The sequence below is a fragment of the Streptomyces sp. NPDC054841 genome, from assembly GCF_053611045.1.
Genome location: NZ_JBSGZO010000488.1, coordinates 1 through 6,076, shown reverse-complemented (window position 1 = coordinate 6,076; position 6,076 = coordinate 1). Strand labels below are relative to the sequence as shown.

The 6,076-nt window shown below is 71.1% G+C and carries 7 protein-coding genes; 2 read left to right on the top strand and 5 right to left on the bottom strand.

Annotated elements, in window-relative coordinates:
- Nucleotides 1-33: 33 nt before the first annotated feature.
- From ACWGI8_RS37390 to ACWGI8_RS37380, 3 genes are all read right to left on the bottom strand, one after another.
- Nucleotides 34-1,011, bottom strand: a complete 978-nt coding sequence (locus tag ACWGI8_RS37390; protein ID WP_453667890.1) for a DMT family transporter — start codon at nt 1,009-1,011, stop codon at nt 34-36.
- Between the two features lie 262 nt (nt 1,012-1,273).
- Entirely contained in the window at nt 1,274-2,266 is a 993-nt protein-coding gene (locus ACWGI8_RS37385) for an EamA family transporter (protein ID WP_453667889.1), read from the bottom strand.
- Between the two features lie 87 nt (nt 2,267-2,353).
- Complete coding sequence (locus ACWGI8_RS37380; RefSeq protein ID WP_453667888.1) at nt 2,354-2,884, bottom strand: Clp protease N-terminal domain-containing protein; 531 nt, start codon at nt 2,882-2,884, stop codon at nt 2,354-2,356.
- A 258-nt stretch (nt 2,885-3,142) separates the two neighbouring features.
- Between ACWGI8_RS37380 and ACWGI8_RS37375 the strand changes: the two genes are divergently transcribed.
- Nucleotides 3,143-3,571, top strand: coding sequence for a type II toxin-antitoxin system Rv0910 family toxin (locus tag ACWGI8_RS37375; RefSeq protein ID WP_453667887.1), 429 nt, complete (start codon nt 3,143-3,145; stop codon nt 3,569-3,571).
- A gap of 78 nt (nt 3,572-3,649) precedes the next feature.
- On the opposite strand, the gene ACWGI8_RS37370 is transcribed toward ACWGI8_RS37375, so the two are convergent.
- Nucleotides 3,650-4,261, bottom strand: a complete 612-nt coding sequence (locus tag ACWGI8_RS37370; RefSeq protein ID WP_453667886.1) for a PadR family transcriptional regulator — start codon at nt 4,259-4,261, stop codon at nt 3,650-3,652.
- A 139-nt stretch (nt 4,262-4,400) separates the two neighbouring features.
- On the opposite strand from ACWGI8_RS37370, the gene ACWGI8_RS37365 reads away from it, so the two are divergent.
- Nucleotides 4,401-5,240 (top strand): PhzF family phenazine biosynthesis protein, encoded by an 840-nt coding sequence (locus tag ACWGI8_RS37365; protein WP_453667885.1) that lies wholly within the window; start codon nt 4,401-4,403, stop codon nt 5,238-5,240.
- A gap of 144 nt (nt 5,241-5,384) precedes the next feature.
- Here ACWGI8_RS37365 and ACWGI8_RS37360 read toward each other — a convergent pair.
- Nucleotides 5,385-6,076: CPBP family intramembrane glutamic endopeptidase (locus ACWGI8_RS37360; RefSeq protein WP_453667884.1), on the bottom strand; the 692-nt coding region annotated here is incomplete at its 5' end.

Below are 6,076 nucleotides of genomic sequence, written 5' to 3'. Positions count from 1 at the left end.
CACACGACCGTGTGAGCCCGCCCTCCGTTCATGTCAGGCGAGCAGTTCCGCCGCCCTGCGACGGCCCGCCGCAAGGCGTGCCTCCTGCCAGGCCAGGCCCACGACGGCGGCCAGCAGCACCAGCGTCCCCACCACGGTCGCAGTGGTCAGCCGCTCGTTCAGCGCGGTCACCGCCAGGACCGCCGCGCTCACCGGCTCCAGCAGCATGATCACCGATACCGTCGCCGCCCGGACGACCGCGGCGCCCGCGAAGTACAGCGCGTACGCGAGCGCCGTCGGCACGGCGGCGACGTACACGAGCAGCCACAGCACCCGGACGGGCTCCGCGGTCTGCGGCAGCAGCCCCTCCACGAGTGCGAAGGGCAGCAGTCCCACCGCGCCGACCACGAACGTCCACATGGTCGTGGAGAGCGCGTCACCGCCGCCGTCCCGGCCCAGCCACCGGGTCAGCAGGGTGATGGCCGCGTAGCCCGCGGCCGACAGCATCGCGAGCGCCACACCCACCGGGCGCACCGTGCCACCCTCGCCACCGAGCACCAGCACCACGAGGCCGGTGAGCGCGCCCGTGACGGCGGCGATCCCGCCGCCCCCGAGCCGCTCCCCCATGGTCAGCCTGGCGCCGAGTGCGATGAGGACAGGGCCCGCGCCCAGGGTGACGACGGTGCCGACCGCGAGTCCGGTCTGTTCGACGGCGGCGAAGTAGGCGCTCTGGAAGACGGTCAGGCCGATGCCCGTACCGAGGATGCGCAGCAGCCGGCGGCGGCGCGGCTCGCGGGGCGCGGTCCTCGTACGCCGGCTGCTGCGCAGCGCGAGCGCGCCGCCCAGCAGTACGAGCCCGCCGAGGCAGCGCCAGAAGGAGAGGGCGAGCGGGCCGAGATCACTGGACTCGAAGACGAGCGAGGCCGCCGCGCCGGCGGTCCCCCAGGCCACGCCGGCCACGACGAGATAGAAGAGGCTGCGTCCGACGGGCAGGCCGGAAACGGCAGCAGAACCGGAAACGGCGGAAGACACGGAAGAAGCAGAAGAAGGGGAAGCAGGGGAAGCAGCGGAAGAGGAATTCGACACGTGATGTCTCCGTGCTGAGTGTCCGGGGGCAGTCCCCCGGGGCCCACTGGGCCGTGAAGACAGGACAGTTGGCCGCTGGACTCCGCACACGGGCAGCGACGAACCGCCCGGGGGACAGGACACCCCGGACCTGGTCTTCGTCAGCGGTGGGCCGCCCGCGCTACGCGGCGGGCGGCGGAAGTACGGTCGAATGCATGATCGTTACACCTTACGCTGCGGCGCGTCCGGACGCCAAGCTCTCCTCGGTGGCTCCCGAGGCGGGCCCCGGCCCCCCGGCCACCGGCCCGGACGGCGCCTTGGGCGTGGACGACTGGGCGATGAACGCGCCCGCCAGGACGACCGCACCGCCGATGATCTGGGGTCCGGACAGATGCTCCCGGAGCAGCACCCAGGCCAGTACGGTCGCGATGACCGCCTCCAGGCACGCGACCACTCCGGCCACCTGAGGAGAGAGCTTGCGGACGGAGACGACGCCGGTGACATACGCGACGACGGTGGCGATCAGCACGATCCAGCCGAGCAGCAGAGCCGCCGGGACGGGCGTACCGCCCATGCTCGCGCTGCCGCCCAGCACCGACCAGTCCATGCCCCAGGGCCGCGCGACGACGGTCAGGAGCAGCGCGCCGATGAGCAGTCCGTACGCGATCACGCCGAGCGGGTCCGGGGCCTCGGCGCCGTCCCCGCCTTGGTCGGACAGGACGAAGTAGCCGACCTGGCAGCAGGCCGCGCCGAGGGCCAGCAGCAGCCCGACCGCGTCGAAGCTCAGCCCGGACCAGACCTCGACGACGCAGGCGAGCCCGCCGACGGCGAGGACCACTCCGGCTGCGGCGGCGCGGGTGACCGGCCGCCGCTGGACGAAGCGGACCCAGGCGAGGACCAGGGCGGGAGCGAGGTATTCGATGAGCAGTGCCACGCCGACCGGGATCCGGGAGATCGCCGCGAAGTAGCAGGCCTGGACGCCGGCGACGGCGAGCAGCCCGAAGCCCGCGAGCAGCGCCGGCCTGCGTATCAGCAGGTCACGGTGGCGCCAGGCCACGGGGAGCATGACGAGGGCGGCGCCTGCCACCCGCAGCCACACCACATGCAGCGGGTCGAGCCCCGCTTCGATCAGCGGCTTGGCCGCCACACCTGAACCACCGAACGCGAACGCCGAGGCCAGGGCGAGTCCCAGGCCGGCGTTCCTTCCCTGAGACGCGCGCATCCGCACATCATGGCAGCCCGCGTCAGGAGCGTCACATCCGTGACACCTGTTGAGACAACTCCCACTACATCTGTTGAGGCAGCCCCTCTACATCTGTTGAGGCAGCTCCCCGATGCGACCCGTCAGACGGGCGGTATCGACCCCCGCGTGCGCCAGCACCTCGACGGCCCGGCACTCGCGGTCCGCAGCGATCGCGGCGAGCAGATCGAGTCCGGTGGCGCGCGAGGCCCCGCGCAGCGCGGCTCGCTCCAGCGCGTCCTGCATGGCGGCGGCCACCGACGGCGACCAGCCGGCCGACTCGGGGTCGCGGACCAGGGGGACCGCGCCCGAGTCCTCGACCGCCGCCTGCCAGCGCAGCCCGTAACCGATGCTCCGCTGGACGAGGTAGCCGAGCACGCGGGCGACCTGGGCCCCGCCGTCGAAGACGCTCCGCACCTCTGGGTCCGATTCGATCAGGGAGTGCAGCAGATGGGCGGTGTCGATCTGGCGGTCGCCGTCCCGCAGCACGCGCCGGCGCGCGCCCGCGACGACCGAGGCCAGTTGCTCGGTGAGTCCGGTGCCGGTCCCGGCACGGGTGGATGCGGGCTGCTGGGGCACCCGCGGGACAGGGATTTGCACACTCCCACCCCATCAGCCCCGCGCGGTCCGGACATCGCCGCGTGGAAGCATTCGCGCCTCCCACGGAGGTTGGGCTCACCCGGCCGGTTTCTCCTCCTTACGGATGAGATCAGACCCCTTTTCCCCCTGACGGAGCGCGGCCACGGGTGTCCTCCCATCCGTAAGAATCTGACAGTTCATCAGTATTGAATGTTCACGGCCACGCGGCTACGTTCCGCGACACCAGAGCCCAACGAGAACGCGTGAAGGGGTGGTCGTATGGCCGAGGTCAGTGCAGAGGCACGCATCGAGGCGCCCGCCGGGAAGGTGTGGGCCCAGTTGACGGACTTCGCTTCGTACGGCCAGTGGAACGCCACCCACACGAGCTTCCCGCAGGGCGGCCCGGACACGCTCGCGACCGGCGCCACCTTCGCCGAGAACATGAAGCTGATGGGCTTCCCGGCCGAAGTGACCTGGACGGTCGAGGAGCTGGAGCCGGAGCGGGTCTTCGCCATCAAGGGCAAGGGGCCGATGGGCGTCCTCGTCGGCAACCGCTACACACTCACCCCGGACGGTGACACCACGACGGTCCGGATCGACGGGGAGTTCACGGGCGCCGCCGTCTCGCTGATGGCGGGCAAGCTCAAGGATTCGGCGACCGCCGCCCTCAACGAGTCCCTGCGCAAGCTGGGCGGGCTGGTGAGCTGAGCCCACGGACAGGCGGAAGGGCCCCGCCTCGGGCGGGACCCTTCCCCCGTACACCTGCCGTCGCACACCTGCCGTGCGTCAGTGCTCGTCGGCCAGGATCAGGTACAGCTTCTTGCGCGCTTCGCCGATGACCGCGATCGCCTTCTGCCGCTGCTCGGCGGTTCCGGTCTTCCAGACCTGGCTGAACGCCTCCATCAGCCCGAAGCCGGCGGTGCGTATCTCGTTCATGGCATCCCAGTCGATGCCACGGCCCGCCTCCTCCCAGGGGGCCTCCGGGACCGACTCGGCCTCGGTGCGCCCGGCGTCGGTGAGCGTGAACAGCTTCTTGCCGCCCTCGCTCTCGCTGACGATCAGCCCCTCGTCCTCCAGCAGCTGGAGCGTGGGATAGACAGAGCCCGGGCTGGGCTTCCAGGCCCCGCCGCTGCGCTCGCCGATCTCCTGGATCATCTCGTAACCGTGCATCGGGCGGTCCTTCAGCAGGGCCAGGATCGAGGCCCGCACATCACCGCGGCGCGCCCTCCCCCGGCCGCCTCCGCGACCACGTCCGCTCCCCCACGGCGGCCCGCCGAACCCCGGCCCGAACGGACCGAAGGCGGCACGGACTCCTTCGTATTCACCCCGACCACGATGACCCGGTCCGCAGTTGCCCTGCCCGGATCCGGGTCCATACCCATGTCCACGTGAACGCATCGCTACGCTCCTTCCATCGTTGATCTGTCGCGATGCGTCAACGATATATCGGAACTCTTCGGTTGACAACCACCGATCGGGCCAGCTCCCTGAAATTGGCCTTGGCCTGCGGCTTCAGTGGCCCCCTACGGTCAGCGGCATGCGGATTCGAATCGTCGACGCCTTCACCGACCGGCCCTTCGCGGGCAATCCCGCCGGGGTCCTGCTCCTGGACACCGACGCGTTCCCCGACGACAGCTGGCTCCAGAACGTGGCAAGGGAGGTGAACCTCTCCGAGACGGCCTTCGCCCACCCCCTGCCCGCCGGCGGCGAGGCCGACTGGGCCCTGCGCTGGTTCACCCCCACCGCGGAGGTGGACATGTGCGGTCACGCCACGCTGGCCACGGCACACGTCCTGCACGCGACCGGCGCCCTGCCCGTCACCGGGGCCGCGGCCGGCACGGTGCGCTTCGCGGCGCGGTGCGGGATCCTCTCCGCGACGGCACATGAGGACGGCACGATCACGCTGGACTTCCCGGTCTCGCCGCTGACCCGCACGGATGCCCCGTTCGGCGTCGCCAAGGCACTCAACGCGGCTCCGCTCTCGGTCCACGACACCGCCGACCACATCGGCGATCTGCTGGTCGAGCTGGCGGACGAGGCGACCGTACGCGGCCTGACACCCGACATCCCGGCCCTGGCCACCCACTCGAAGCGCGGCATCATCGCCACCGCCCCGGCCGAGAACCCGGGCCGCGGATACGACTACGTCTCCCGCTGCTTCTTCCCGAACGTCGGCATCGACGAGGACCCGGTCACCGGTAGCGCGCACACCGCGCTCGCCCCGTTCTGGTCCGCCCGGCTGGGGCGCGACGAGCTGACCGGACTGCAGGCCTCTGCCCGCTCCGGTCTCGTACGGACGGCTCTGCGCGGCGACCGCGTCCTGCTGACCGGCCGTGCGGTCACCGTCATCGACGGCGAACTGCTCGCCAGTCCCTGAGGCACGGTCCGTGACGCACGAGGGGCGTACGGCTGCTGCCGTACGCCCCTCGAAACTCCGCGGACCCCGCGTGGATCACACCGCGGACCCCGCGTGCATCACACCGCGAGCCCCGCGTGGATCACACCGTGGGCCCCGCGTGGATCACACCGTGGGCAGCCAGCCGACCTTCCCGGCGAGCAGCCCGTACCCGACGAAAGCGACGATGTCGAGCAGCGCGTGCGCGACGACGAGTGGGCCGACCCGGCCCCACCGCCGGTAGAGCAGCACGAAGACCACGCCCATCACCATGTTGCCGACGAAGCCGCCGATCCCCTGGTAAAGGTGGTACGAGCCGCGCAGCACCGAACTGGCCACCAGCGCCGCCATCGGCGTCCAGCCCAACTGGCCCAGCCGGCGCAGCAGATACCCGACGACGATCACTTCCTCCACCACGGAGTTCTGCACCGCGGAGAGGATCAGGACCGGGTACTTCCACCAGACGTCGGGAAGCGCCTCGGGCACGACCGTCAGATTGAACCCGGCGGCCCTGGCGACGAGATAGAACGCGAGCCCGGCACTGCCGATCCCGGCGGCCACCAGCGCACCCCGCCCCAAGTCCGGCCAGGGTTTCGTACGGTCGAAGCCGATGGCCTTCAGGCCACCGACGCCCTCCCTGAACAGCAGATGCGCGACGAGCGCGACCGGCACCAGGGCCGTGGCGATCCCGAACAGCTGCCAGGCGAGATCGAGCCACGGCCGCCCGGGGGCGAACGAACTGTTGAGTGTCGCCGCCTGGTCCTTGAGACCTCCCGGCTTCGTGAGCGACCCGATAAAGCTGATCAGCGACGACACCG